The organism is Microbispora sp. GKU 823 (assembly GCF_002027145.1).
Lineage (GTDB): Bacteria > Actinomycetota > Actinomycetes > Streptosporangiales > Streptosporangiaceae > Microbispora > Microbispora siamensis.
Genome location: NZ_MWJN01000079.1, coordinates 11,959 through 35,692, shown reverse-complemented (window position 1 = coordinate 35,692; position 23,734 = coordinate 11,959). Strand labels below are relative to the sequence as shown.

Annotated in this window: 23 protein-coding genes and 2 pseudogenes; 13 read left to right on the top strand and 12 right to left on the bottom strand. The window is 72.1% G+C overall.

Annotated elements, in window-relative coordinates:
• The first annotated feature begins 70 nt into the window (after positions 1-70).
• Entirely contained in the window at positions 71-526 is a 456-nt protein-coding gene (locus B1L11_RS31815; protein WP_079319081.1) for a VOC family protein, read from the top strand.
• Between the two features lie 88 nt (positions 527-614).
• On the top strand, positions 615-1,796 hold the full coding sequence (locus B1L11_RS31810; RefSeq protein WP_079319080.1) for a damage-control phosphatase ARMT1 family protein: 1,182 nt from the start codon (positions 615-617) through the stop codon (positions 1,794-1,796).
• Positions 1,797-1,861: 65 nt separating this feature from the next.
• Here B1L11_RS31810 and B1L11_RS31805 read toward each other — a convergent pair whose 3' ends face one another.
• The 3 genes from B1L11_RS31805 to B1L11_RS31795 all read right to left on the bottom strand — a co-directional run bounded on the left by B1L11_RS31805 (position 1,862) and on the right by B1L11_RS31795 (position 4,914).
• On the bottom strand, positions 1,862-2,581 hold the full coding sequence (locus tag B1L11_RS31805; RefSeq protein ID WP_218671445.1) for a MerR family transcriptional regulator: 720 nt from the start codon (positions 2,579-2,581) through the stop codon (positions 1,862-1,864).
• 24 nt (positions 2,582-2,605) lie between these two features.
• A complete protein-coding gene (locus B1L11_RS31800) occupies positions 2,606-4,030 on the bottom strand; it encodes a serine hydrolase (protein ID WP_218671444.1) in 1,425 nt (474 codons plus the stop codon).
• A 68-nt stretch (positions 4,031-4,098) separates the two neighbouring features.
• Entirely contained in the window at positions 4,099-4,914 is an 816-nt protein-coding gene (locus B1L11_RS31795) for a crotonase/enoyl-CoA hydratase family protein (RefSeq protein ID WP_256863065.1), read from the bottom strand.
• 209 nt (positions 4,915-5,123) lie between these two features.
• Here B1L11_RS31795 and B1L11_RS31790 point away from each other — a divergent pair, with 209 nt between their 5' ends.
• The 5 genes and pseudogenes from B1L11_RS31790 to B1L11_RS31770 all read left to right on the top strand — a co-directional run bounded on the left by B1L11_RS31790 (position 5,124) and on the right by B1L11_RS31770 (position 11,464).
• Entirely contained in the window at positions 5,124-6,671 is a 1,548-nt protein-coding gene (locus B1L11_RS31790) for an acyl-CoA synthetase (RefSeq protein ID WP_079319076.1), read from the top strand.
• A 371-nt stretch (positions 6,672-7,042) separates the two neighbouring features.
• Positions 7,043-7,624 carry a Zn-ribbon domain-containing OB-fold protein gene (locus B1L11_RS54215; protein ID WP_306291729.1) on the top strand — a complete coding sequence of 194 codons (582 nt, stop codon included), beginning with the start codon at positions 7,043-7,045 and terminating at the stop codon, positions 7,622-7,624.
• Complete coding sequence (locus B1L11_RS31780; RefSeq protein WP_079319075.1) at positions 7,624-8,649, top strand: thiolase domain-containing protein; 1,026 nt, start codon at positions 7,624-7,626, stop codon at positions 8,647-8,649. The genes B1L11_RS54215 and B1L11_RS31780 overlap by 1 nt, the downstream gene beginning before the upstream one ends.
• 9 nt (positions 8,650-8,658) lie before the next feature.
• Positions 8,659-9,805, top strand: a pseudogene (locus B1L11_RS31775) (thiolase domain-containing protein).
• An 18-nt stretch (positions 9,806-9,823) separates the two neighbouring features.
• Positions 9,824-11,464, top strand: coding sequence for an acyl-CoA synthetase (locus tag B1L11_RS31770; protein ID WP_079319074.1), 1,641 nt, complete (start codon positions 9,824-9,826; stop codon positions 11,462-11,464).
• Here the strand turns inward: B1L11_RS31770 and B1L11_RS31765 are convergent.
• From B1L11_RS31765 to map, 4 genes are all read right to left on the bottom strand, one after another.
• Positions 11,452-12,438, bottom strand: coding sequence for a hypothetical protein (locus tag B1L11_RS31765; protein WP_079319073.1), 987 nt, complete (start codon positions 12,436-12,438; stop codon positions 11,452-11,454). The two genes, B1L11_RS31770 and B1L11_RS31765, sit on opposite strands and share 13 nt — an antisense overlap.
• Positions 12,435-13,118 (bottom strand): VC0807 family protein, encoded by a 684-nt coding sequence (locus B1L11_RS31760; RefSeq protein WP_079319072.1) that lies wholly within the window; start codon positions 13,116-13,118, stop codon positions 12,435-12,437. Before B1L11_RS31760 ends, B1L11_RS31765 begins: the two co-directional genes overlap by 4 nt.
• Before the next feature lie 107 nt (positions 13,119-13,225).
• Positions 13,226-13,864, bottom strand: coding sequence for a LysE family translocator (locus tag B1L11_RS31755; RefSeq protein ID WP_079319071.1), 639 nt, complete (start codon positions 13,862-13,864; stop codon positions 13,226-13,228).
• Between the two features lie 82 nt (positions 13,865-13,946).
• Positions 13,947-14,714, bottom strand: a complete 768-nt coding sequence (map, locus tag B1L11_RS31750; RefSeq protein WP_079319070.1) for a type I methionyl aminopeptidase — start codon at positions 14,712-14,714, stop codon at positions 13,947-13,949.
• A 54-nt stretch (positions 14,715-14,768) separates the two neighbouring features.
• On the opposite strand from map, the gene B1L11_RS31745 reads away from it, so the two are divergent.
• Positions 14,769-15,044: a helix-turn-helix transcriptional regulator gene (locus tag B1L11_RS31745; RefSeq protein ID WP_079319069.1), complete on the top strand. Its 276-nt coding sequence runs from the start codon at positions 14,769-14,771 to the stop codon at positions 15,042-15,044.
• 41 nt (positions 15,045-15,085) lie between these two features.
• Here B1L11_RS31745 and B1L11_RS31740 read toward each other — a convergent pair whose 3' ends face one another.
• Positions 15,086-15,955, bottom strand: a complete 870-nt coding sequence (locus tag B1L11_RS31740; protein ID WP_079319068.1) for an SRPBCC family protein — start codon at positions 15,953-15,955, stop codon at positions 15,086-15,088.
• A 62-nt stretch (positions 15,956-16,017) separates the two neighbouring features.
• Here B1L11_RS31740 and B1L11_RS31735 point away from each other — a divergent pair, with 62 nt between their 5' ends.
• Entirely contained in the window at positions 16,018-16,563 is a 546-nt protein-coding gene (locus B1L11_RS31735; protein ID WP_179155417.1) for a TetR/AcrR family transcriptional regulator, read from the top strand.
• An 80-nt stretch (positions 16,564-16,643) separates the two neighbouring features.
• Here the strand turns inward: B1L11_RS31735 and B1L11_RS31730 are convergent, their stop codons facing one another.
• The gene (locus tag B1L11_RS31730) at positions 16,644-17,777 is read right to left on the bottom strand and encodes a hypothetical protein (protein ID WP_079319066.1); all 1,134 of its coding nucleotides are present in this window, start codon (positions 17,775-17,777) and stop codon (positions 16,644-16,646) included.
• A 271-nt stretch (positions 17,778-18,048) separates the two neighbouring features.
• Here B1L11_RS31730 and B1L11_RS31725 point away from each other — a divergent pair, with 271 nt between their 5' ends.
• A complete protein-coding gene (locus tag B1L11_RS31725) occupies positions 18,049-18,567 on the top strand; it encodes a hypothetical protein (protein ID WP_079319065.1) in 519 nt (172 codons plus the stop codon).
• Between the two features lie 6 nt (positions 18,568-18,573).
• Here the strand turns inward: B1L11_RS31725 and B1L11_RS31720 are convergent, their stop codons facing one another.
• Positions 18,574-19,851, bottom strand: coding sequence for a serine hydrolase (locus B1L11_RS31720; RefSeq protein ID WP_079319064.1), 1,278 nt, complete (start codon positions 19,849-19,851; stop codon positions 18,574-18,576).
• A gap of 47 nt (positions 19,852-19,898) precedes the next feature.
• Positions 19,899-20,781, bottom strand: a pseudogene (locus B1L11_RS31715) (LysR family transcriptional regulator).
• Between the two features lie 72 nt (positions 20,782-20,853).
• Here B1L11_RS31715 and B1L11_RS31710 point away from each other — a divergent pair.
• Genes B1L11_RS31710 through B1L11_RS31700 form a run of 3 tightly spaced genes read left to right on the top strand, consistent with a single transcriptional unit; the run spans position 20,854 to position 22,930 of the window.
• Positions 20,854-21,804: a threonine/serine dehydratase gene (locus B1L11_RS31710; RefSeq protein WP_079319063.1), complete on the top strand. Its 951-nt coding sequence runs from the start codon at positions 20,854-20,856 to the stop codon at positions 21,802-21,804.
• A 33-nt stretch (positions 21,805-21,837) separates the two neighbouring features.
• A complete protein-coding gene (locus tag B1L11_RS31705; RefSeq protein WP_079319062.1) occupies positions 21,838-22,470 on the top strand; it encodes a TetR/AcrR family transcriptional regulator in 633 nt (210 codons plus the stop codon).
• Position 22,471: 1 nt separating this feature from the next.
• Positions 22,472-22,930, top strand: a complete 459-nt coding sequence (locus B1L11_RS31700) for a thioesterase family protein (protein ID WP_079319061.1) — start codon at positions 22,472-22,474, stop codon at positions 22,928-22,930.
• Positions 22,931-22,968: 38 nt separating this feature from the next.
• Here B1L11_RS31700 and B1L11_RS31695 read toward each other — a convergent pair whose 3' ends face one another.
• On the bottom strand, positions 22,969-23,721 hold the full coding sequence (locus tag B1L11_RS31695; RefSeq protein ID WP_079319060.1) for a hypothetical protein: 753 nt from the start codon (positions 23,719-23,721) through the stop codon (positions 22,969-22,971).
• Positions 23,722-23,734: the final 13 nt, after the last annotated feature.

Here is a 23,734-nt window from a genome sequence, read left to right as displayed (position 1 = left end):
TGCGGATTTCGTCGTTGTCGCAGGCAGACGGGGTGCCGAGGATGGAGGCGCCTACGAGGAGAGGAGCATCATGACGAACCCCATCCCCCAGGAGTACAAGGGCGGCGTCCCCTACCTCAACGTGCACGACGCCAAGGCGGCCATCGATTTCTACCGAAGGGCCTTCGGCGCGGAGGTGAGCATCGAGATCCCCCGGCAGGGCGGCAAGATCGCTCACGCCGAGTTCCGGATCGGCGAGGCGGTCTTCATGCTGCGCGACGAATACCCCGAATACCACTTCCGCAGCCCGAAGACGATCGGCGGCACACCGGTCAACCTGCTGGTCTTCGTGCCGGACGTCGAGACGTTCGCCGAGCGGGCCGTAGCCGCCGGAGCGCGCGTCATCCGGCCGCTGGAGATGCAGTTCCACGGCGATCTGCAGGTGGAGGTGGAGGACCCGTTCGGCCACTCCTGGTTCTTCGCCAGCCGCGTCACGGAAATGAGCACAGAGGAGCTGCAGGAGGCGGCGTCAGCGGTGGACCTCTGATCGCCACCATATGATCGGAAGGGATCCCGTCGATCGTCCTGACTTTCACTGGCGGTGCGGTCCCGCGAGCCGAGGGAGGATGCCGGGGATGAGTGGTGCCCGCGACGAGACCGTGGCGGACGCCCCGCCGATCATGGGGAACGTCCCCGGCTCCTACGCCCTGAGCGTCTTCAGGGAGCGCCACCCCGTGCTCGTCCGCCAGGTCGCGCGGGCCCTGCCGTACCCGCCCGACCGGCGGCGCGCGCTCGACCGGCTGCTCGACGAGGTCGTACGCGACGTCATGGAGCCGCTGGAGCCGTCGGCGCACGACGGCGCGGCCTGGGCCGAGTGGGGACGCGGCAAGATCGGCCGCCGCTATGTCGACGTGCCGTTCCTGTGGGGTGAGAGCTACTTCTACCGGAAGCTGCTGGAGGCCGCCGGATACTTCGGCGACGGTCCGTGGCGCGGGATCGATCCGTTCGGCCCGATGAAGCAGGCCGAACTCGACGGCCCGGTCGTCGACGGAGAGCTGGCGGCGCTCGACGGGACGGCGGCGCTTCCTCCGGGCGAGCGGGCCGAGGCGCTGCTGCTCGGCTCGCTCTGGGGCAACCGCGCCGACCTGTCCTTCGGTGTCACCCTCAAGGGCGACCACGAGAGGGCGGCGGACCTGGTGGTGGACGACCGCCCGCTGTTGTGGTCGCTCATCGAGGCCGCCGCACCGGGAAGGATCTGCCTGGTCGCCGACAACGCGGGGCGCGAACTGCTGCCCGATCTCGTGCTGGCCGACCACCTCCTCGCCTGCGGGCTCGCGGGTGAGGTCGTCCTCCACGTCAAGCCCTTCCCGTACTTCGTCTCCGACGCCACACCGGCCGACGTGCTCGCGTGCCTGCGGCGGCTCGCCGCCGCCTCCGGCCGGGCCGGAGAGGCCGGCGCCCGCCTCTGGGGCGCGATGGAGGAGGGACGTCTCACGCTGCGGGCGCATCCCTTCGCCTGCGCTCCGCTGCCCTACGCGGACATGCCGGACGACCTGCGGGAGGAGTTCGCGTCGGCCTCCCTGACCGTCATGAAGGGCGACCTGAACTACCGGCGGCTCGTCGGCGACCGGATGTGGCCGGCGACCACGCCGTTCGCCGCGGTCACCGCCTACTTCCCCGGGCCGGTCGTCGCGCTGCGCACGCTGAAGTCGGACGCGCTCGCCGGCGTGCCGGAGCGGACGCTGGCCGAGCTGGACGCGGCCGGCCGCCCCTGGAGGACCACCGGCACCCACGCCATGGTCCAGGCCCGCCCCTGATCGCTGCCGGATCCGTCCGCGTGCTCCGGCCTTCTTATCCGCCGGCGCCGGCTCAGGACACGCGCCTAGCCTTCCATGAGCCGGGCCAGTCGGTCCCAGGCCGGGGACGAGGCTCCGGGCTGGGTTTGCACGGCCAACCGGGCGACATCCGGGGTGCGGACAGGGCGGGTCTCGGATCGGCTGTGGCGATTGGCGAACCAGTTCCGCGTACGGTCCGCGAGTGCGGGGAGGCGGGGATCGCGCGGCGGCCAGTCGTAGGCGGCGTCGTGTTCGAGGTAGAGCGCGCGGAACTCCGGGTCGGTCATGAGCTCGCGCTTCTCGGCGATCCACAGGGCGGCGTCCTCGGGTGAGGCCGTCTGCATCAGGATCCAGCCGTCGCGTTCCAGACGGATCTGGCGCTCGCTGACGCCCAGGTCGCGCAGATCGTCGAGATGGTCGGCGACCTCCGGAGAGACGAAAAGCCGGTCGCCACCGCGCAGCTGGGCGAGTTGTTCGCGGGTTCGCCGCAGCCGCGCGATGCGGTCTCGGAGGTCGCGGTCGATCTCGGCGATGGCCGCCGTGAGCGCATCGGGGTCGGCGTCGAGGAGGTCCTTGATGCGGGCCAGCGGCACCCCCGCCTGAGCCAGAGTCCTGATCTTGACGAGCTTGACGGCGTCTTCGGCGGTGTAGCGCCGGTAGCCGGACGAGTCGCGGCCGGGCTCGGGGAGCAGGCCGCGCTCGTGGTAGTGGCGGATCGCTTTGATGGTCACTCCGGCGTAGTCCGCGAGCCGGCCGATCGTGAACACACTGGACATCCTTCCACCGGATTGTCACGCCCGTCGGGTCAGGCGGCCGCCGCCGTTACGGAAACGCGCTCGGCCGTCGCGGACGTCGTGGTAGGAGACGAGCAGCAGCCGCAGGTATCCGTCGAACGTCTCCAGTGGGTATCCGGCGGGTGCGAAAAGGCCGGGCCGGATCGGCACGTAGCGCTGTGGCGGGGCGGAGGTCATGCCGCCGGCGAACTCGGTGAAAATCCGCTCCTGTGATTCGTCCGCCGGTTCGTACGTCGTCCGCTCCTCGAGCTGACCGTCCACGATGCGGACGTCGATGCGGAGCTGATCGGAGCGGTAGGTGCCCACGTAGGGGGTGAGGTCGACGTCCTTCTCCGGTTCGGTGATCAGAGTGGGGATCCGGACGCCGAGACGCTCGCTCAGGAGCCGCTGCAGGATCCGGTCGTGCAGCACGATCGCCCCCGGAGTGTTGCCGAAGGCGGCGAAGACCAGGTCGTGCTCGGGTACGACGCACAGGATGGACACACCGCCGGGCGACGCGCCCGACATGGCGAGCACGGTCGTGTCGCCGAAGGGGTACCGCACCCAGCCCAGGCCCATCGGCGGGACGTTCGGGGTCGCCATGTCGTACGAGACCTGCTGCATCAGCGCGGTCGACTCGGCCGACAGAACACGTGCGCCCGACGGGGACAGACCGCCCGCGAGGTGGGTGCGCCCGAAGGCGAGCAGGTCGGCGATGGTGCCGATCGGTGTGCCGCCGGCCGGCCCCCAGGTGTCGGGCAGCATGAACATGCCCGTGGGCCTTGCCGCCATGGTCCGGGGGTCGGGGAAGTGACCGATGGCCGTGCTGCGAAGGATGGCCTGCTCGGCCGAGGTGCCGGAGTTCTTCATGCCGACGCGTGCGTAGATGTCGCGCTCGAGCAGTTCGGGGAAGGACATGCCGGTCACCACTTCCAGCAGGCGTCCCGCGACGATCATGCCGCCGTTGGAGTAACTGAGCCGCTCGCCGGGTTCGAACAGGATGCCGCAGCCGCTCGCGAGGCGGTGGACGTAGGTCTTCAGAGCGTCGCGGCCCTTGACGTCGGGGAAGAACAGGTCCGCGTCGATGCCGTTGGTGTGCGAGATGAGGTGCCGGACCAGGATCTTGTCCGCCGCGCCCGGTGCGGTCAGGGCGAAGTCGGGGAGGTGCTTCACCACCGGCGTGTCCAGGTCCAGCAGTCCCCGGTCGACCTGCTGCAGGACCAGCGTGGTGGTCAGGACCTTGGTGACGGAGCCGAAGAGGAATCCGGTGTCCTCGAGCATCGGGGCGCCTGTGGCGGCGTTCGCGATGCCGTGGGCGACGACCACTTGCTCGCCGGCGTGGTAAACGCCGGCGACGAACCCGGGGACGTTGTTGGACTCGCAGTAGGCGGCGGCCTGCTCGCGGATCTGGGCTTCGACGGTGTGCAGCGCGTTGTCGTTCATGTGGAGCATCGTCGAACCTTGCCCTAGGGGCAAGGTCAAGAGGCGGTGGTGGCTCGCAGCGGAGCGCGTCAACGCCCCTGGTAAACCGGCGGGCGCTTGTCGCGGAAGGCGCGGGAGCCCTCCTTGGCGTCCTCGGAGCCGATGACGGGCCAGCCGATCGCGTCGGAGACCTTGAACGCCTCGGCCTCCGGCATGCCCAGCGTCTCGCGGTAGGCGCGCAGGATCGCCTGGACGGCCAGCGGCCCGCAGGCGGCGACCTGGCCGGCGATCTCGCGGGCCGCCGCGAGCGCCTGACCGTCCGGCACGACCCGGTTGACCATGCCCATCGCGAGCGCCTCGGCCGCCGTGATCGCCCGGCCGGTGAGCAGCACGTCCATGGCGAACGCGTACGGGATCTGGCGCGGCAGCCGTACGGCGCTGCCGCCCATCGGGAACAGCGCCCGCCGGGCCTCGAACAGCCCGAGCGTGGCGCTCTCGCCGACGACGCGCAGGTCGGTGCCGACGAGCAGTTCGGTGCCGCCCGCCACGGCGTACCCCTCGACCGCGCACACGATGGGCTTGGCGGGCAGCGCCTCGGGATCGCGCAGCAGGCCTTTCCAGTGGTAGTCGGGGATCTCGGCGGCCCGGCGGCGCACCCGCTCGTCCTCGGACGGCGTGCCCATGGCCTTGAGGTCGGCCCCGGCGCAGAACGTGCCTCCCTCGCCGGTGAGGATGCCGACCCGCACCTCCGGCTCGTCCGAGATGTACCGCCAGGCCTCGGCGAGCCCCACCAGCATGTCCTGTGAGAGCGCGTTCCTGGCCTCCGGCCGGTCCATCGTGACGATCACCACGTGACCGTCGCGCTCGATCCGGCAGTGCGGGGTGCTGATGGGCAGGAGCTCCACGGGTGTCCTCCGGCTGGGCGGCGTCGCTGATTCAATCAAGCGCTTGTTAGACATGGCGCGCGGGGTTAGTCTGCCCGCAAGAACTAGAACCGATTCTCATCTGAGTCGCTCCGCATTGCCAGGTCTTGTCAGCGTCGTGCCGGCGTGCTTCACTCCGGGGCCGCTCACGCCGCCGACGCCCGGTTGCGGTGCCTTGAAGGAGCTGGCATATGGGCTCACTCGGTTTCTGGAGGCTGGCGCAGGCCGACCCGGCGTGGATCGCCGCGGTCGATCCCGACGGAACGGAACATCCCGCGGGCGAACTGCTCGCCAGGGCCAATCGCATCGTCCACGGCCTGCGTGAGCTGGGCCTGCGGCCCGGGGACGGCATCTGCGGCCTGCTGCCCAACGGCGCGGACGGCCTCGTGCTCTACCTCGCCGCCCTGCAGGCGGGGTGGTACTACACGCCGGTCAACTGGCACCTCACCGGGCCCGAGATCGGGTACATCGTCGCCGACAGCGAGGCCGCCGCGTTCTTCGCCCACGAGCGATACGCGGCGGAGGCCGTCAGGGGCGCACAGGAGGCGGGAATCGCCGCCGGCCGGTGCTTCGCGTACGGCGAGGTCGAGGGCTTCCGGCCGGTGGCCGAGCTGACCGACGGCAGGCCGGACACCACGCCCCCCGACCGTACGGCCGGGGCCACCATGCACTACACCTCGGGCACCACCGGCAGGCCGAAGGGCGTGCGGCGCGCGCTCACCGGCCTCGACCCCGACGACTCCGCCGAGCTGATGACGGGGCTGCTGCGGCTGTTCGGCGTGACGCCGGGCCGGCCGAACGCCCACCTGGTCACCTCGCCGAGCTACCACACCGCCGTCACCCAGTTCGCCGGTACGGCGCTGCACATGGGGCACACCCTCGTCTTCATGGACAAGTGGGACGCCGAGGAGACCCTGCGCCTGTGCGAGCGCCACCGCGTGACGAACTCCCACCTGGTGCCGACGCACTTCAAACGGCTGCTGTCGCTGCCCGAGGAGACGCGGCGCTCCTACGACCTGTCGTCGCTGTGCTGGATGATCCACGCCGCCGCGCCCTGCCCGGTGCCGGTCAAGTGGCAGATGCTGGAGTGGTGGGGCGACGTGATCTACGAGTACTACGCCGCCACCGAGGGCGGCGGCACGATCGCCACCCCCGAGGACTGGAAGAAGCGGCCGGGCACGGTCGGAAAGGCCTGGCCGGGCAGCGAGCTGCTGATCGTGGACGACGAGCTCGCACCGGTGCCCACGGGCACGCCCGGCACCGTCTACATGAAGATGGGCATCTCCTTCGAGTACAAGGGCGACCCGGAGAAGACCGCGGCCAACCGGTTGCGCGATTACTTCACCGTCGGGGACATCGGCTACCTGGACGAGGACGGCTTCCTGTTCCTCTGCGACCGCAAGGCCGACATGATCATCTCGGGTGGGGCCAACATCTACCCGGCCGAGATCGAAAAGGAGCTCATGGTCCACCCGAAGGTGGCCGACGTGGCCGTGTTCGGCATCCCGGACGACGAGTGGGGCGAGCGCATCATGGCCGTCGTCGAGCCCGCGCCCGGCGCCGTTCCCGGGCAGGAACTGGCCGCGGAGATCGTCCTTTCGCTGGAGGGCCGCCTGGCCCACATGAAGTGGCCGAGCCTGATCGACTTCATCGACGAGATGCCCCGCGAGCCGAACGGCAAGCTGCTCAAGCGCAAGCTCCGCGCCCCCTACTGGGAAGGCAGGGACCGTGCCATCTGAAGGGACCGTGCCTCCTAAAGAGACCGTGCCATCTGACATGTCCGAGGACCTGGTCGCGACGCACGTCCTGGAGTTCCCCGGCGGTTACACCCGGACGACCGGGCCCGTCATCGGGCGGTTCCTCACCGAACTGCGCGACCGGCGGCTCGTCGGGGTCCGTACGGCCGGGGGACGGGTGCTGGTGCCGCCGCTGGAGTACGACCCGGACACGGGCGAGCCGGTGACCGAGGAGTACGTGGAGGTCGGCCCGGCCGGGACCGTCCAGGCGTGGGCCTGGGTCGGCTCCCCGCGCCCCCGGCCACCCACTCGACCGGCCGTTCGCCTGGGCGCTGATCAAACTCGACGGCGCCGACACCGCCCTCGTCCACGCGGTGGACGCGGGGAGCCCGAAGGCGCTGCGGCCCGGCATGCGGGTGCGCCCGCGCTGGCGGGCCGCCACCGCCGGGCACATCACCGACATCGAGTGCTTCCTGCCCGAGGTCGCCTCGCTCGTCGCGCCCGTGCGCGCCGAGTATCGCGTCACGCCGGGCCGGGCGCTCACCCGGTTCCTGGAGGGCGTGCGCGACGGGAGGTTCGTCGGCGGCCGGTGCGCCGAGTGCGCCGCCGTCTACGTGCCCTACCGCGAGTCGTGCCCCGCGTGCGGCTCGGTCGTCGAGGAGGAGGTGGAGGTCGCCGACACCGGCACGGTCACCACCTTCGCGATCAACAACCTGCCCGACCCCCGGGCCCCCGAGGTGCCGTTCGTCTCCGCGTACGTGCTGCTGGACGGCGCGGACACCCCGATGATCGCGCTGATCGGCGGGGTGCCGGCGCACGAGGTGCGGCAGGGCATGCGGGTGCGCGCCGTATGGGTGCCGCCCGAGGAACGGACGCTGTCGATGACCAACGTGAAGTGGTTCGAACCGACCGGGGAGCCGGACGCCGACCTCGACGATTCAACCGGAGGTGCCTGATGCGCGAAGTCGCCGTCGTCGCCTTCGCCCAGACCGTCCACACCGGTCACGACACCGGGCTGGCCGAGCCGGAGCTGCTGCTGCCGGTCATCGACGAGGTCAAGCGGGCGACCGGGCTGAAGAGGTTCGGCTTCACGTGTTCCGGCTCGTGCGACTACCTGGCCGGCGCGCCGTTCTCGTTCGTCTCGGCGCTCGACGCGGTCGGTGCCTGGCCGCCCATCAGCGAGAGCCACGTCGAGATGGACGGCGCCTTCGCGTTGTACGAGGCGTGGGTGCGGCTCCAGCACGGCGACATCGACACCGCCCTGGTCTACGGCTTCGGCAAGTCGTCGATGTCGGACATCCGGGAGATCATGACGCTCCAGCTCGACCCGTACTATCTCGCGCCGCTCGGGCTCGACCAGGTGTCGTACGCCGCGCTGCAGGCCTCCACGGTGAACGCGGACAGAGCGGCGCTGGACGAGATCGTACGGCGCAGCCGGGCGGACGGCCGGGCCAACCCGTACGCCCTCGACCTGCCGGACCCAGCAGGGGACGAGTTCGAGGTCGAGCCGCTGCGGCCGTACGACGTCGCACCGGCCACGGACGGGGCGGCGGCCGTGGTGCTGGCCGTAGGCGACCGTGCCCGTGAGCTGGCCGGGCGGCCGGCCTGGATCACCGGCATCGCGCACCGCGCCGAGCCTCATTACCTGGGCATGCGTGACCTGTCCCGGTCGGTGTCCACGGCCGAGGCGGGCCGGGCGGCCGGGGTGGGCAAGGGCCCGGTCGACGTGGCCGAACTGCACACCCAGTTCAGCCACGAGGAGCCGATCCTGCGCGAGGCGCTCGGCCTGTCCGGGGACGTCGTGGTCAACCCGTCGGGCGGGCCGCTCGCGGCCAACCCGGTGATGGCCACCGGCCTGATCCGGATCGGCGAGGCGGCCCGGCGGATCCTCGACGCCGCGGCGGACCGCACGGTGGCGCACGCCACCTCCGGGCCGTGCCTGCAGCAGAACCTCGTCGCCGTGCTCGAAACGTCCGCGTAGGGAGTCGCCGTGGGAAACCGCTGTGCCGTCATCGGCGTGGGCCAGACCCGGTACCAGACCAGGCGGCGGGACGTTTCGCTCGCCGGGCTGGTCCGCGAGGCCGCCCTGCGGGCACTGGAGGACGCCGGCCTGACGTTCGCCGACATCGACGCCGTCGTCATCGGCAAGGCCCCCGACCTGTTCGAGGGCGTGATGATGCCGGAGGCGTACCTCGCCGACGCGCTCGGCGCGGCCGGCAAGCCGGTGATGCGCGTGCACACGGCGGGCTCGGTCGGCGGCTCGACCGCGCTCGTCGGCGCGTCGCTGGTCCAGGGCGGCGTGCACGGGCGGGTGCTGGTGGTCGCCTTCGAGAAGCAGTCGGAGTCGAACGCCACCTGGGCCCTGTCCACGCACCTGCCCTTCAACGCCTCCCTGGTCGTGGGCGCGGGCGGCTACTTCGCGCCGCACATCAGGGAGTACATGCGCAGGTCGGCGCGCCGACCACATCGGCACGCTGGTCGCGGTCAAGGACCGGCTGAACGCGCTGAAGAACCCGTACGCCCACCTGCGCATCCCCGGGATCAACCGGGAGATGGTCGAGTCGACCCCGATGCTGTGGGAGCCGATCCGCTACCTGGAGACCTGCCCGTCGTCGGACGGCGCCTGCGCGATCGTGCTCGCGGCCGAGGACAAGGTGACCGGCACGCCCGCCTGGATCCACGGCACGGCGATGCGCTCGGAGCCCATCATGCTGGCGGGCCGCGACGTCGTCAGCCCGCGGGCCGGCCGCGACTGCGCCGCCGACGTCTACCGCCAGGCCGGGGTCACCGACCCGCGCCGGGAGATCGACGTCGCCGAGGTGTACGTCCCGTTCTCCTGGTATGAGCCGATGTGGCTGGAGAACCTCGGCTTCGCCGCCGAAGGAGAGGGCTGGAAGCTCACCGAGGCCGGATGCACGGCCCTCGACGGCGACACCCCGTGGAACGCCTCCGGCGGCGTGCTGTCGTCCAACCCCATCGGGGCCTCCGGCCTCATCCGCTTCGCCGAGGCGGCGCTCCAGGTGCGGGGCATGGCGGGAGAGCACCAGGTCGAGGGGGCGCGCCTCGCGCTCGGCCACGCGTACGGCGGAGGCGCCCAGTTCTTCGCGATGTGGATCGTCGGCAGCAGTAAACCCTGAGCGCGGGAGGTCCGCCGGATGGAGTTCAACCACGCCGATCTTTTCGAGGGGCTCGCCGACGCCATCGGGGACCGCGTGGCGGTGGTCTGCGGCGACGACCGCCTGACCTACGCCGAGCTCGACGCCCACGCCAACCGGCTCGCCCATCACCTGGCGGCGCACGGCGTCGGCCACGGCACGCACGTGGGCATGCAGCTCTACAACGGGGTGGAGTACGTCGCGGCCCTGCTGGCGACGCTGAAGCTGCGGGCCGTGCCGGTCAACGTCAACTACCGGTACGTCGAGTCGGAGCTGCTGTACCTCTACCGGGACTCCGGCGTCGCGGCCCTGGTCTTCGACGTGGAGTTCGACGACCGGGTCGCGGCCGTGGCCGCGCAGGTCCCCGGGCTGCGTCACCTCGTCGCCGTCGGCGGCCCCACCGCCGTGCCGGGCGCGGTGCCGTACGAGGAGGCGGTGGCGGGGCAGCCGGAGGGCCGGGGGTTCCCGCCCCGGTCCGGCGACGACGTGTACGTCATCTACACCGGCGGCACGACCGGCATGCCCAAGGGCGTGATGTGGCGGTCGGAGGACCTGTTCTACGCCTTCGGGGGCGGCAACCCGTACGGCGAGCCGCTGAAGACGCCGGAGGCGGTGATCGAGCAGGCGCGCGGCGCGGCGTCGCCGATCGTCATGATGACGGCGGCCCCGCTGATGCACGGCGCGGCGCAGGTGGGCACCTTCATCGCCTGGTGGATGGGCGGCACGATGGTGTACGTCCGCAGGTTCGACGCGGCCGCCGTGCTGCGCGCGATCGAGCGGGAGAAGGTCGTCAGCCTGAACATCACCGGCGACGCGATGGCCCGCCCGCTCGCCGACGAGATCGCCGCCGGCTCCTACGACCTGTCGTCGCTGTTCGCGCTCAGCTCGACCGGCGCGATCCTCAGCGGGGCCGTACGCGCCCGGCTGGAGGAACTGCTGCCCGGCACGATGATCCTCGACAACTTCGGCTCGACCGAGTCCGGATACACGGCGTCCGCCGTCGACGGGTCGTCGCCCGAGTCGGGCCTGCGCTACCGGCCCAACGGCAACGCCTGCGTGGCCGTGCTGGACGAGACGCTGACCCCGGTCGAGCCGGGCTCGGGGCGGATCGGCACGGTGGCCAGGAGCGGCCGGATCGCGTCCGGCTACCACAACGACCCGGACAAGACCGCCCGCACCTTCGTGACCGACGCCCACGGTGTCCGGTGGCTGCTCACCGGCGACCTCGCCACGGTCGAGGAGGACGGCACGATCCGCATCCTCGGCCGCGGATCCCAGTGCATCAACACCGGTGGGGAGAAGGTCTTTCCCGAGGAGGTCGAGGCGGTGCTCAAGGGGCATCCCGCCGTCTTCGACGCCGTGGTCACCGGCCTCCCCGACGAACGCTGGGGCTCGCGGGTCGCGGCCGTCGTCCAGCCGTACGACGGGACCGCGCCGACGGCGGAGCAGCTCGACGCCCACTGCCGCTCCCGGCTGTCGGGCTACAAGGTGCCGCGGACCTACGCGTTCGTGGAGGAGATCCTCCGCTCCCCGGCGGGCAAGGCCGACTACCGGTGGGCCGGTCAGGTGGCCGCCGCCGCATCTCAGCCGGCCGCATCTCAGCCGGCCGAGCGTCGGCCGGCCGCGCGTCAGCCGGAGTAGGCGGCGGCGAGGGCGTGGAAGACCTCCTTCGGCTCCCGTCCGCCGTCCTTCAGCAGCCGGACCACCCCGTAGGAGGACATGTCGAGGTCGCCGCGCGGGTCCGGGTCGTACGTCGTGCCGTAGCCGGCGAAGGTGAACCAGAAGGCGCTGTCCACGCCCTCCTCCTCGAACACGGCGAGCAGTTCGCGGAGGTAGCGGACCTGCTCACCCTCGTCGCGGCGGTAGTCGCCGTCCAGCCGCGGCGGATCCACGGTGTAGTCCACGATGGCCCACGCCATGCCGCCACGTGCGCCTGCCCCTGTGTAGGCGCACGTGCCGAACTCGGTGACCGCCACCGGCTTGCCGTACCGGAAGCGGGAGCGCAGCTCCTCGCGGTAGGTCGCGGCGTTGCGCCGGTCGCGGTAGGCGTCCACGGCGACGATGTCGAACGGGCTCCAGTCGACGTCCTCCCAGTCGCCCGAGGCGTACGTCACCCGCCCGCCGAAGACCTCGCGGGCGGCCTCGGCGGTCTCGGCCAGGAAGGGGTTCAGCCGCGCGGGGATCTCGGCGAACCGGGCGCGCAGCTCGGCATCCCCCTTGCCGAGCGCGGCCATGCGGTCGAAGAAGGTCTCCCCGGGCAGGAAGCCGGCGCAGAAGATGCTCAGCTCGCACCCCGTCACGAGCACCACCTCCGCGCCGTCGCGCCGCACCTCCTCGGCCCGCTCGGCGCATTTCGCGAAGTACGGCGCGAGCTCTCGCGCGGTCATCTCGCAGGGGAAGGGCGCGAACCACACCTCAAGCCCCGCGTCGGCGGCGTGCCGCGCGGCGACACTGAGCCGTTCGGGATGCCCACCGGTGATGCGGACGGCCGTGCAGTGCAGCTCGTCGGCGATGACGCGCATCTCCGCGCGGACCGTCTCCGGGTCGAACGTCTCCCGGCTGATGTGCCCGCCCGGCAGGAATCCGGTGTCGTAGTTGATGCCCCTGCCTCTCATCGCGCGTCCCTCGCCTCGATGCCGACCATCGTCATGATCGGCCCGGAGCCGAACGCGCCCGCGACCAGGAGCCCCACCACGAGGGCGGCGATCAGCAGCACGTTGGACAGCCAGACCATGGTGGACACCGGCAGCGTGAACGCGCCGATCAGCCGGGCCGCGCAGTCGGCGAGCAGCGCCCCGCCCCAGATGCCGGTGAAGCGGCGCTCGGCGCGGCGGAACCGGGCGGAGCCCGCGAGCCGTTCCCAGGCTGCCTCCCGCACCGCGTTCCCCCGGGTGATGAAGGCGCGCATGCCCGGGGTCATCACCGGGCGCGCGGTGAACGCCGAGAGCATCATGAACAGGCTGATCACGCCGCTGAGGGCGGAGTCCTTGGCGATCATCATGCGGGCGTCGCCGGTGACGAAGCTCAGTGCGATGCCCGCCACGTTCACCGCCAGAGTCAGCCCGGCGAGCCCGTTGAGGGTGCGGTCCCTGACGATCCCGGCGACCACCCGGACGGCCGGGATCACGCCGCTCACGGCCAGCGCGGCGACCTCGCTCGTACCGAACGCGCCGTGCAGGAGGTAGTAGCACGCCATCGGCGCGGCGACGTCGAGCGCCAGCGGCGTGAGCATCGTGCCGAGGTTGCCCCGCCGGGGCTGCTCGGCTCTCGCCGGGGCGGTCAGGGTCTGGGTCATCGGCTCCTCCAGCGCTTCTTCGTGTACGCGTCAAGCGTCTCGAAAGCCGGAGGAGCCGGGCAGATTCAGCGATCCCGTTTGCGGCAGTACAAATGTCCCGGTCGCCGTCAGAGCTTCTTGGCGCCCTCGGTCGCGAGCGCCGCCACGGCGCCGAGGCCGAGGTAGACGACGCCGCTGCCCCGGTCGAGCCGCCGCCGGGCCCGTGCCGAGGAGCGCAGCCGCCCGGCGAGGACCGAGGCCAGCAGCGCGTACGTGCCGTCGCTGGCCATGCCGAGCGCGACCCACACGGCCCCGAGCACCAGCACCTGCGGCGCCACGGGACCGCGGGCCGGATCGATGAACTGCGGCAGGAACGCGAGGAAGAACATGGCCGTCTTGGGGTTCAGCACGTTGACCACGAACCCCTCGCCGAACAGCCGGCGGGGCGAGGCCACCTTGACCTGGGCGTCCTCCGCCTCGGACCGCCGCATGAGCTTGCGGACGCCCAGGTAGACGAGGTAGGCCGCGCCGAGGTACTTCACGACGGCGAACGCCGTGGCCGAGGCGGCGAGCAGCGCGGTGATCCCGAACGCCGCGGCGGCGATGTGGACCAGCGAACCGGCGTGGACGCCGAGGACCGACACCAGGCCCGCCGTACGGCCCTGGGCCACGCTGCGGGTGACGATGTAGAGCACGGCGGGTCCGGGGACCAGGAGCAGCGCCAGCGTGGCGGCCGCGAACAGGGCGAGCGTGGGCAGAGTCGGCATGGTCGGATGGTACGGACACCGCGCCCGTTCCGGCACGTGGATTTAGAGCACGGCGTTAGAGCACGGTGTTTAGAGCACGGCGTTAGAGCACGGTCAGCACGCGGGGGCCGTCCTCGGTGATCGCGATGGTGTGCTCCATGTGGGCGGCCCGGCTGCCGTCCACGGAGTGCAGCGTCCAGCCGTCGGCCGCCGTGTGGTAGCCGTCCCGGCCTCCGGCGATGAACATCGGCTCGATGGCCAGGGCGAGGCCGTGCCGCAGGGGGTAGCCGCGGCCGGGCCGGCCGTGGTTCGGCACCGACGGGTCCTCGTGCATGCGGCGGCCGATGCCGTGGCCGCCGAAGTCCCTGGGCATGCCGTATCCGGCCTCCTGGGCGATCGCGCCGATCGCCGCGGAGATGTCCCCGATGCGGTTGCCCACGGTCGCGGCGGCGATCCCGGCCTCCAGCGCCCGGCGCGTGGTGTCGACGAGTTCCAGGTCGCCGGGCCGCGGCGTGCCCACGATGAACGTGACGGCGGCGTCGGCCGCCCAGCCGTCCAGTATCGCGCCGCAGTCGACGCCGACGACGTCCCCGTCCCGCAGCCGGTAATCGGTCGGGATGCCGTGCACGATAGCGTCGTTGACGGACACGCAGATCACGGCGGGAAACGGTGTCGGCGCGAAGGACGGCCGATAGCCGAGGAACGGGGAGCTCGCCCCGGCCTCACGCAGCACCTCCCGCGCCGTCTCGTCCAGGTCGGTGAGCCGCACTCCGATGGCCGCGGTTTTCCTTACGGCGTCGAGCGCGCGGGCCACCACGCGCCCCGCCTCCCGCATCGCGTCCAGCGCGGCGTCGGTCTTGATTTCCACCATGACATGCCCTCCCGGGGTGGCACCAATAACTATACCGGTATTAGTATCACGGTCATGGTGAGAGTGCCCCTGACCCCCGAGGAGCGGCAGCGGGGGGAGCGGTTCGGCGTCCTGCTCCGGCAGGCGCGCGGCGAGCGCAGCATGGTCGAGGTCGCCGCGGCGGCCGGGCTGTCGGCAGAGACGCTGCGCAAGATCGAGACCGGCCGCGCGCCGACCCCGGCCTTCTTCACCGTCGCGGCGCTCGCCGCCGCGCTTAACCTGTCGCTCGACGAACTGGCGGCCGCCTGCGCCGAGGGTCCGCAGGCCACCGAATTCCGCCAAGCCGGCTGACGTCCGCCGGAGCCTCCGGCCGGGAGCGTGCGGCGCGGCCCCTACGGCAGGCCGGGCGCCAGGCCCTTGCCGAGCGCGCGGCGCCGTACCGCGGCGAGCATGAACCGCCTGATCAGGCCGCTGCCCGGTCGGATGACCCGCCAATACCGGCGCATGGCCCGGTGCGCGGCCGGGCTCGTCGTGACCACCCTGGTCTCGGTCACCAGCAGCGTTCGCCCGCCGCCCAGAGGGTGCAGGGTGAAGGAGAACGTGCCCTTTGCGTAGCCCGGGCGCGTGAAGGCCGCGAAGTCGGCCGGCCCGGCGAGCCTCGGCTCGTTCACCTTGGCGGGCGGCCGCCACCACCGGCCGGCCAGGCCGACGGTGACCTCGTGTCCGGGCCTCTCCCGCAGGAGGACGAAGCCGCGGGTGAACCGCAGCGACGCCAGCGCGGCCCACACGCGGTCGGCGCTCGCCTCGATGGCGACGGCGTGCCGTTCTGCGAACTCGGGGTCGGGCAGGATCGGCGGCGTCCCCGAGACCTCCCGGTCCAGGTTGTCGAGCAGGGCCTCCACCACCGCGTTGTGCCTGCGCCGGATGACCAGCGGCCACAACAGGCGCATCGCCCCCAGTGTGCGTCCTTTCACCTCGTGCCGCACCAGCGTGCCACCCTCCGCCGGGGTGAGGGTGAAGCCGTGACCCCCGCTGAAGCCGCCCGGGGTGTCGAACCAGAGCCGGCTGCCGGGCTCGACGACCCCGACCCGGTATCTCATCGGGCCGTGCCGTACGGGTGCGCCCTCGGCGAGGCCCTCCGGCAAGGCGAACGTGCCGGGGAGCGGCCAGAGGCGGTCGCGCTCGGATCCGAGCGCGCCGAGCACGTCCCATACCTGGTCCGGAGTGGCGGAGACGACTCGTTCGTGCACGTTGTGCACCATCGCTGACCTCCATACGGTTGCGTATGGTCCGACTATACGCAACCGTATGGAAGACTTGCGGCATGGGAAGGGTGAGTGCGCAGGACTGGGCGAGGGCGGCGCTCGACGCCCTCGCCGAGGACGGTTTCGCCGCCGTGGCCGTGGAGCCCGTGGCGGCCCGGCTCGGGGTGACGAAGGGCAGCTTCTACTGGCACTTCGCCAATCGGCAGAAGCTCATCGAGGCCGCGCTCGCGCTGTGGGAGGCGGACTCCGAGCAGATCATCGCGAACCTGTGGGAGATCACCGACCCGGCCCGGCGGATGCGCACGCTCCTCGGGGCCGCCTTCGGCGACCCGCGTGACGCCGCGATCGCCTTTCGCCTGATCGGCGCGGCCGACGACCCCGCCGTCGCCGAGGTCGCGCGCCGCGTCACCGCGCGCCGCCTGGACGTCATGCGGCAGACGCTCGAGGAGCTGGGGCAGCCCCCGGACCTCGCCCGGCGGCGCGTCCTCGCGGGGTACGGCGTCTACGTCGGCGTCGCCGCCCTCCGCCGGATCGGCATGCTCGACGACTCCGCCGAGTTCGTCGAGACGGCCGTCGCCGAGATGGGTCTCGACCTCCCGCGGTGATCCCGCGGCCCCGCTCGGAAGGAGCCGGTCCGCCGCCGTAGCGCGGTCCGAGCCGGCTGACTCCCCGGCCGCGCCGTTCTCTAGGAAAGTTCGTACACCAGCGAGGTCGTCCCGCCGCCCGTTGGACCGGGCCGCTGTGTCTGCACCCAGAGCCGGGTCGTGCCCCGCACGGGCGCGATGTCGACGATCCGCTCGCCGGGGGCGGCCGCCGGCAGGGTGAACCTGCTCCATCCGCCGTCGCGCAGGTTGAGGACGTAGGGCGTGCCAGAGGCGGGATGGGCGGCCATCCACACGCCGCCCTCGGGGTCCACGCGCACCGTCGTCAGGCCCGCCCTCGTCAGGTCCGTGCCCACCTGCGTCCACCGGGTGCGGTCCCAGTGGAGGACGACGGGGCTGCCGCCGTCCGCCCAGTAGGGCCCGGCCGCCCACGCCTGGCCGTCCGGCCGCACAGCCAGGTCCAGATCGCTCAGATGGGAACGCCCGCGACAGGGCGGACGAGCGGAGTCGACGGAGCACGGGTAGAGCACGTCCTTCCATGACGCGCCGTCCCAGTGCAGCGTTCTGTCCCCCCGCTCCCGGCTGACGATCCACGCGTCGTCCGGGCGTGCCGCGGCGACCGCGGTGAAGTCGAAATCCGGCGGCGACGGCTGCCGGCGCCAGGCGTCGCCGCTCCAGCGCAGCACGGTGGAGGGAGCCCCGTCCGGGTCCATGCCGGTGACGAACCAGGCGCCGCCCCGCGAATCGACGGAGATGTCGATCACTCCGCTCCACGTCGCGTCCCGGGAGAGCAGACGCGTCCAGCGCCCGCCGGACAGCCGCCACAGGTGCTCCGTCACGGTGTCGTACTTCTGGGGGACGCTCACGGCCGCCCAGGTCGTCTCCCCGGACGGAGATCCGCCGATCTCGACCCCCGAGGCCTTGGCGAACTGTGCGGGCAGGCCGGCGCGTCTCCAGGAGGTCCCGTCCCATCGCAGCATCGACCAGCCGGGGCCCGGTCCCCTCCTGATGAACAGCGATACTCCGCCGCCCGCGGCGGGGACCATCGACAACGGAAAGTCCGCGTGGTCCTTGGCGGCGTACCTCAGGGTCCATCGCGACGACGACTCGACAGCGCGGCCGGCCGTCCACCCGGCGTCGTGCGGGGCCGTGTCGGAGGCCAGCGCGGATGCGCACACGAAGACCAGGGCGGCGACTGCTCCCGCACCGGTACGCATCCAGACATGATCGCATGAGGGCCGGAATCCGATCGTCTCATCTGAATCTTTCAACGGTCTTCACGCACGGCGGCCTCCCCGCCCCGGCGGCCGCCGACCGCGTTCGCTGAGGTGAGCAGGGGCGGCCGCCAAGCGCCGGGCCGCCCACGACAAGGGCGGGCCGCCGGTCTTCCTGTACAGCGGGCGGAGGAGACCCGACGCTGGGACCATCGCCGGCGATCGGCGGCAGCCGGCCCGTGACGGTGTGGCCGGCTCACCATGGAGGTGCCGGATGCGATTCCCCCACGGCCGGTTACGTGGCCCGGTCGTCCTCGCGGCCGTCGTAGCCGCGGCGTCCGCGGTGACCGGGCTCGTCCCGGGCACGGCCGACGCCGCGCCGCGCGGATCGGCTGGCGTGGCCCGCCTGCTGCCCAGCCCGGTTCCCACTCCCACCCCGACGGTGAGTTCGACGCCGAGCGTCGTCGTCTCGCCCGCCGAGGTCGTCGTGCCCGAGGGAGGCTCGGCGCTCATCCATGTGCGGCTCAGCCAGAGGCCGTCGTACGGCTGGGTGACCGTCGACAGCGAGCGGCTGCTCGGCGACCCGGACCTGTCGATCGGCCCCCGGCTGCTCTTCCCCGCGGACAGGTGGAGCACCTGGCAGTCCCTCATCGTCTTCGCGGAGGAGGACGACGACGCGACGGACGGCACCGCCACGTTCCAGTCCCGGATCAGTCAGCTGCCGGGCAGCGGCGTCGCCGTGTGGACCGCCAGGGAGCTGGACAACGACGTCCCCACGCCGAGTCCCACCTGAACCTCGTCAGAAGTAACGCGAGCTGAGATCCGTGGTGGGCCAGCTCGTCACCTTCCCGATCTGGGCGTTGAACAGGTCGGCGAGCACGTCGAAGTCGGGGGACCCGCTCTCCTCCCGCCGGTTGAACAGGGCGGCGTAGGTGACGCCGTTCTGCAGGCGCGCGATGTAGGTGTAGGTGCCGGGCTGTGAGCCGTCGTGCCAGGTGTTGACGTGTCCCGTCACCTGGCGCACCCACAGGCCGGCGCCATACCAGGAGCCGTACTGGTTCACGCCGATCTCGGGCTTGGCGAGCATCCTGCCGATGGAGGTCGAGTTGAGCACCGCGTTGGGCGCGTCGAGCACCTTCGCCAGGCGCACCAGGTCGACGGCGGAGGCGATCCAGCCGCCGTTGGGGCCCTGGCAGGCCATGCCGAACCCGCCGCCGTACGGCGCGGGCAGGACCTGGCCGGTCTCGTCCAGGATGGTCTGGCCCGTGTACTTCGACTCGTATATGACTTCACCGGAGGCGGCCTGCGACCGGAGCGTACGGCCCAGCCGCGGACGGGTGATGCCGAGGGGCGCCAGGACCTTCTGCCTGACGTAGGACTCGTAGCTCGTCCCGGAGACCTTCTCGATGATCCGGCCCAGCAGCAGATAGCCGTAGTTGCTGTAGGCGAACTTCGTGCCGGGAACGAAGTCGAGCGGCCGGGCGCTCGCGTACCTGACGATGTGGTCCTGGGTGATCGGCAGCGGCACGCCGAGCGCCTTGGCGATGGCGCGGTCCATGTGCAGGTAGTCGCCGGAGACGTCCCGGTCCCAGCCCCCGGTGTGCTGCAGCAGCCGCCACACCGTCACCTGCGCCAGCCGGGGGTCGGCCGAGGTGGACAGGCCGAGGAGCTTCGCGACCGAGGCGGTCAGGCTGAGCTTGCCCTCCTGGGCGAGCCGCATGATCGCGATGGCGGTGATGTGCTTGCTCAGGCTCGCGATGCGGAACAGCGACGTGGGCGACACGGCGGGAACGGCATGGCTGCCGTCGGAGTATCGGTAGCCCCTGGCGAGCACCAGCCTGCCGCCCTTGGAGACGGCGAGCTGCCCGCAGGTGATCCCTCGCTCCTTGATATAGGTCTTCATCAGCGTGTCGAACCCGGCGAGCGAGGCGGGCGCCACCCCGGTGGCCTCCACGACGGGCGCGGGCAGCATCCTCGAACCGAACGCGAGGGCGGGCGCCGCGACGGCACCCATCTGGAGGAAGTTCCTCCTGCTCAGACCTCCCTGATCCTCAGATGTGGACGCGAACAGCGACATTTTCTGCATGTCCAATTTCTAGTGGATCAACGCCGCCGCCGCACACTTCACGCATCTGTCCGGGGGAGGAGGGCCGCGACCAGGGCGGCGACGGCGGGCGGGTCGGGCGGCTCGCCGTACGTCGCGGCGTAGACCCGGCGGTCCGATCCCGGCAGCTCGGACACCCGCACACCCGGGTGACAGTGGGCCGACATCGCCAGCCGGGGGAGGAGCGCCACGCCCAGCCCGGCCGCGACCATGGCCTGCACGGCCACGTAGTCATCCGTCGTGAACGAGACGCGCGGCTCGAAGCCCGCCTCGGCGCACAGCGCGAGCAGATGCGCGCGGCACCGCTCGCACCCCGCGATCCACGGCCCGTCCGCGTACGCCGCCAGGTCCCCGCGATCGCCGTACGCCGCGGGGGGTGACGAGGAAGCTCGGGTCGTCGAGCAGGTGGACCAGGCGGACGCCGTCGTCCTCGGGAGCGGTCTCGCCGTAGCGGAAGACCACGGCGACGTCCACCCGGCCGGCCCGCAGCAGGCGCAGCGCCTCGGGCGGCTCGGCCTCCATCAGCCGCAGGTCCAGCCCCGGATGGTCCTGGGCGAGCCGCGCGGCGGCGGCCGGGACGAACGTGCCGAGGGCCGAGGGGAACGCGGCCAGCCGTACGCGTCCGGCCCGCAGCCCGACGTGCGCGGCGAGCTCCGCGGACGCCGCGTCGAGGCGGCCGAGGATCTCCGCGCCCCGCTCGGCGAGCAGGCGGCCCGCCTCGGTGAGGCGGATGCCGCGCCCCACCCGCTGCACCAGCTTCGCGCCCGTCTCCGCCTCCAGTCGCGCGAGGTGGTGGCTCACCGAGGGCTGCGAGTAGTGCAGCTCCCGCGCGCGGCGGTCACCGTGCCGGTCCTCGCCACGGCCACGAGGACCCGCAGTCGTACGACGTCGAGCGGCATTCATCGATCCCGTCTATGGATTGGCATCGGAACTTCAGTTGGACCTATTGTCCCGTCGGCGGCCAGGCTGGGGGCCATGAGCGACATCCGCGACATCCTGGACGCCCGGCGGCTCATCGCCCCGCACCTGCCCGAGACTCCCATGTGGTCCTATCCCGTGCTCGACGCGGCGGTCGGCGCCGAGGTCCACGTGAAGCACGAGAACGTCCAGCCGACCGGGGCGTTCAAGGTGCGCGGCGGCATCACGCTGCTGGCCCGTATGGCCGACCGCCGTCGCGGGGTCGTCACCTACTCGACCGGCAACCACGCGCAATCCGTCGCGTACGCCTCCCGCCTGTACGGCGTCCCCTGCGCCGTCCTGATGCCGGAGAACCCGAACCCCGCCAAGGTCGCCGCGGTCGAGGCGCTCGGGGCGGCCGTCGAGGTCCGGGGCGCGACGATGGTGGAGGCCGCCGGGCACGCGCGCGACCTCGCCGAGCGCACGGGACGCAGGCTGATCAGCCCGGCCGACGAGCCGGACATCCTGGCCGGGGTGGGCACGCTCTACGTCGAGATGTTCACCGCCAGGCCGGACCTGGAGGCGGTGTTCGTGCCGGTGGGCAGCGGCAGCGGAGCCGCCGCCGCGTGCCTCGTCGCCGCCGCGCTCGCGCCGGGCTGCCGGGTGATCGCCGTCCAGTCGGCCCAGGCTCCGGCCGCGCACGACTCCTGGCGGCTGCGGGAACCGGTGACCCGGCCCGTGAAGACCGTCGTGGAGGGGCTCGCCACCGGCTCCGCGTTCGCGCTCCCGCAGGCCGTGATGCGGGAGGGCCTGGCCGACTTCGTGCTGGTGGACGACGACGACATCCTGCGGGCCCAGCGGCTGATGCTCACCGAGGCCCACACGCTGGCCGAGGGAGCGGGGGCCGCAGCGCTCGCGGGGCTGCTGGCCCGTCGGGAGGAGTTCGCCGGGCGGAAGGTGGCCGTGGTCTGCACGGGCGGCAACGCCGGCCCGGCCGAGCTCGCCCGCCTTCTGGTCGCGATGAATTAGACGACCGACCGATCGGTCGTATAGTTTGCAGGGGTGACAGAAGACGGCCGGCGGCTACGCGGGTTGCGCAGCCGCGAGACGATCCTCCGGCAGGCGGTGGAGCTGTCCTCCGTCGAAGGGCTCGACGGGCTCTCCCTGGGGCGGCTGGCGACGGCGACCGGCGTCAGCAAATCCGGGCTGTTCGCGCACTGGCGCGACAAGGAGCAACTGCAGCTCGACGCCGTGGAGTGGGCCGTCCGGCAGTGGACCGAGCAGGTGGTGGGGCCCGCTCTGCGCGCCCCCGCGGGCGTACGTCGCCTGTTCGCGCTGCACGAGGCGCGGCTGGCCTTCTACGGCGACGGCGTGCTGCCCGGTGGGTGTTTCTTCTTCGCCGTGCAGGCCGAGTTCGACGACCGTCCCGGAGCCGTCCGCGACCGGCTCTCGCGGTCCATGCGCGAGTGGCAGGGGCTCATCCGCCGGCTGGTCGCGGAGGCCGTGACGCTGGGCGAACTGGCCGATGGCGTCGATCCGGCCCAGCTGGCCTACGAGATCGACGCGCTCGGCGAGATGGTGATCGTCCATTCCCGGTTGCACGACGGGGCGCAGGCCCTCGTCCATGCCCGCCGTGCCGTGCTCGCGCGCCTGCGTGCGCTCTGCCCCGACCCCGCACTTCTCCCGGAGGATTGACATGACCGCAGGTGGCGTCCACGAGACCGTCCAGGTGCACTTCGACGACCTCGACGCGATGGGGCTGCTGCACAACTCGCGCTACGCCGTGCTGGTCGAGCGGGCGATCGGCGCGTTCTGGCATCGGCTCGGCTGGGCGGCCGACCCCGCCCGGTCGGCGTTCAGGGACGTGCTCATGGCCGTACGCGAGTTCAAGGTGACCTACCACGTGCCCATCGCGGAGCCGGGCGAGCAGTCGGTGCACTTCTGGCTGGAGCGGATGGGACGCACCAGCGGGGTCTACGGTTTTCGCGTGCTGTCCGCGGACCGCGCCACCGTGCACGCCGAGGGCTACCGCGTCAACGTCAACCTGGATCCGGCCACTTTCCGTCCGACGCCGTTCAGCGACGAGATCCGCGAGGCCGCCGCGCCTCTGTTGCCCACGGCGCTCGCGGCGCTCCCGGAGGCGGCGCCGTGCTGAGGAGGCGCTGAATCGCCGGGCGGCGGCGAATCAGGGGCTCAGGGGCCGATGTCCTGGCGGGTGGCCTCCTCGACCTCGTGCAGGCTCTGCCGGGTCAGTTCGAGTTCCGAGGTCAGCTCGTCGAGTGCCCGGGCGCCGCCGCCCGCGCCGTCGGAGGTCGCCGTCATGGCGGAGATCTCGACGGCCCGCGCGACCAGGCCCTCCAGGCTGATGGCGCCCGACTGCAGCCGGGCCAGCACCCGCTCCCGCGCGCCCGACAACCTGTCGTACACCTCGCGCTGCCCGTCCAGCGCGGCGATCGACCGGTCGAGCTCGCCCGCGACCTCCTGCCGGGCCGTCTGCCGCGCCCGCGTGAGCCGTACGTGCTCCTGCTCCAGGAACCGGGGATCGAAGCGGGCAAGCGCCGCGCCGGTGACGGACGCGTGCCCGGCCAGCCGGCGCAGCGTGCCGACGGTGTCGTCCACCTGCGGGCGCATGGCCGCGATCCGGTCGAGCAGGAGCTGCCCGCGCATGGAGGCGGTCAGGTCGGCGAACGACGCGGCGGCCCGCTCAGCCCGCCGCAGCCACGCCTCCTCGGCGCTCCCCTTCGCGACCGGCGGAGCCTGCGGTTCCGTACGGCTCTCGCCTCCGGTGGACTGCCACGCGGAGGCGAACGCCTTGATGAGCCAGACCGCGACCCCGGCGACGGGCACCCCCACAGGAGGGACGCCGACCGCCCAGGCCGCGCCCGCGGCGGTGGCGCCCAGAAGCAGCGCCCAGGGGTCGCGGAGTTCCTCGGTGAAGCGGGACAAGGGGGCTCCCAGG

Coding starts and splice junctions, on each gene's coding strand:
- B1L11_RS31815 (WP_079319081.1), top strand. CDS start 71: ATGACGAACCCCATCCCCCAGGAGTACAAGGGCGGCGTCCCCTACCTC.
- B1L11_RS31810 (WP_079319080.1), top strand. CDS start 615: ATGAGTGGTGCCCGCGACGAGACCGTGGCGGACGCCCCGCCGATCATG.
- B1L11_RS31800 (WP_218671444.1), bottom strand. CDS start 4,030: ATGAACGACAACGCGCTGCACACCGTCGAAGCCCAGATCCGCGAGCAG.
- B1L11_RS31790 (WP_079319076.1), top strand. CDS start 5,124: ATGGGCTCACTCGGTTTCTGGAGGCTGGCGCAGGCCGACCCGGCGTGG.
- B1L11_RS31780 (WP_079319075.1), top strand. CDS start 7,624: ATGCGCGAAGTCGCCGTCGTCGCCTTCGCCCAGACCGTCCACACCGGT.
- B1L11_RS31770 (WP_079319074.1), top strand. CDS start 9,824: ATGGAGTTCAACCACGCCGATCTTTTCGAGGGGCTCGCCGACGCCATC.
- B1L11_RS31765 (WP_079319073.1), bottom strand. CDS start 12,438: ATGAGAGGCAGGGGCATCAACTACGACACCGGATTCCTGCCGGGCGGG.
- B1L11_RS31760 (WP_079319072.1), bottom strand. CDS start 13,118: ATGACCCAGACCCTGACCGCCCCGGCGAGAGCCGAGCAGCCCCGGCGG.
- B1L11_RS31755 (WP_079319071.1), bottom strand. CDS start 13,864: ATGCCGACTCTGCCCACGCTCGCCCTGTTCGCGGCCGCCACGCTGGCG.
- map (WP_079319070.1), bottom strand. CDS start 14,714: ATGGTGGAAATCAAGACCGACGCCGCGCTGGACGCGATGCGGGAGGCG.
- B1L11_RS31745 (WP_079319069.1), top strand. CDS start 14,769: ATGGTGAGAGTGCCCCTGACCCCCGAGGAGCGGCAGCGGGGGGAGCGG.
- B1L11_RS31740 (WP_079319068.1), bottom strand. CDS start 15,955: ATGGTGCACAACGTGCACGAACGAGTCGTCTCCGCCACTCCGGACCAG.
- B1L11_RS31735 (WP_179155417.1), top strand. CDS start 16,018: ATGGGAAGGGTGAGTGCGCAGGACTGGGCGAGGGCGGCGCTCGACGCC.
- B1L11_RS31730 (WP_079319066.1), bottom strand. CDS start 17,777: ATGCGTACCGGTGCGGGAGCAGTCGCCGCCCTGGTCTTCGTGTGCGCA.
- B1L11_RS31725 (WP_079319065.1), top strand. CDS start 18,049: ATGCGATTCCCCCACGGCCGGTTACGTGGCCCGGTCGTCCTCGCGGCC.
- B1L11_RS31720 (WP_079319064.1), bottom strand. CDS start 19,851: ATGTCGCTGTTCGCGTCCACATCTGAGGATCAGGGAGGTCTGAGCAGG.
- B1L11_RS31710 (WP_079319063.1), top strand. CDS start 20,854: ATGAGCGACATCCGCGACATCCTGGACGCCCGGCGGCTCATCGCCCCG.
- B1L11_RS31700 (WP_079319061.1), top strand. CDS start 22,472: ATGACCGCAGGTGGCGTCCACGAGACCGTCCAGGTGCACTTCGACGAC.